At 63.4% G+C, this 1409-nt stretch carries 2 protein-coding genes; both read left to right on the forward strand.

Features of this window, described 5'->3' with window-relative positions; translation table 11 throughout:
• Window positions 1-64: 64 nt before the first annotated feature.
• Window positions 65-1027, forward strand: a complete 963-nt coding sequence (locus IE083_RS15630) for a recombinase family protein (RefSeq protein WP_229799806.1) — start codon at window positions 65-67, stop codon at window positions 1025-1027.
• Window positions 1024-1401: a LacI family transcriptional regulator gene (locus IE083_RS15635; protein WP_189354955.1), complete on the forward strand. Its 378-nt coding sequence runs from the start codon at window positions 1024-1026 to the stop codon at window positions 1399-1401. The genes IE083_RS15630 and IE083_RS15635 overlap by 4 nt, the downstream gene beginning before the upstream one ends.
• The last annotated feature ends 8 nt before the right edge of the window (window positions 1402-1409 follow it).

Consider the following 1409-nt stretch of genomic DNA (forward strand, 5'->3'; position numbering starts at 1 on the left):
AAAACCTGATCATGGGGATTGGAGGGGGCGGTGGATAGGTGGACGGGCTGGACGCTTACGGTTGATGCTGAACATCCTGCTGTCCTTCGCCCAGTTCGAGCGCGAGGTCACTGGCGAACGCATCCGCGACAAGATCGCAGCCAGCAAGCGCAAGGGCATGTGGATGGGCGGCGTGCCACCGCTGGGCTACGACGTCGAGAACCGCCGACTGGTGCCCAACGAACGCGAGGCCAAATTGATCCGGCACATATTCCAGCGCTTCGTTGAACTCGGCTCCAGTACGGCGCTGGTCAAGGAGCTGAAACTGGATGGCGTGACGTCGAAGGCGTGGACCACGCAAGACGGCAAGACCCGCGAGGGCAGACCGATCGACAAGGGCCACATCTACAAGCTCCTTAGCAACCGGACCTACCTTGGCGAGTTGCGGCACAAGGACCAGTGGTACCAGGCGGAGCACCCGCCCATCATCAGCCGCGAACTGTGGGATAGCGTCCACGCGATCCTGGCCACCAATGGCCGGGTGCGAGGCAACGCGACTCGGGCAACGGTGGCGTATCTGCTCAAGGGCATCGTGTTCGGCAACGATGGCCGGGCACTGTCGCCGTGGCACACGACCAAGAAGAATGGCCGTCGCTACCGTTACTACGTGCCACAGCGGGACGCCAAGGAGCACGCGGGCGCCTCGGGCCTGCCGCGACTGCCGGCGGCCGAACTCGAATCGGCCGTGCTCGACCAACTGCGCGCAATCCTGCGTGCCCCGAATCTACTCGGCGACATGCTGCCGCAGGCGATCAAGCTCGATCCAACCTTGGACGAGGCGAAGATCACCGTGGCCATGACCCGGCTCGACGCGATTTGGGATCAACTTTTCCCGGCCGAACAGACCCGGATCGTGAAACTGCTGGTCGAGAAAGTCATCGTGTCACCCAACGACCTCGAAGTGCGGCTGCGCGCCAACGGCATCGAACGCCTGGTGCTGGAGTTGCGCCCCGAGCCGGTCGAGCAACAAGTGGAAGCACTGGCATGAGCGACATCCGCATCCAGAAGACCGGCGAGCCCGACATCCTGCAGACCAGCGACGGCAGGCTGACCTTGTCCGTGCCGATCCAGATCAAACGCCGCAGCGGCCGCAAGCTGGTCACCTTGCCAAACGGCGAAACCGCGCCGGTTAGACCGTGGGACGTAGCACCGACCTCCATCCAACTGGCGCTGGCCAGGGGCCACCGCTGGCTGGCGATGCTCGAATCGGGAGAGGCGAAGTCCTTGAAGGAGATCGCCACGCGGGAAGGAATCGACAACAGCTACGTCAGCCGGATGGTCAACTTGACCACGCTGGCACCCGACATCGTGGGTAAGCGTCCAGCCCGTCCACCTATCCACCGCCCCCTCCAATCCCCATGATCAGGTTT

The sequence above is a fragment of the Vogesella fluminis genome (genome assembly GCF_014652335.1).
In the GTDB taxonomy this organism is placed as follows: domain Bacteria; phylum Pseudomonadota; class Gammaproteobacteria; order Burkholderiales; family Chromobacteriaceae; genus Vogesella; species Vogesella fluminis.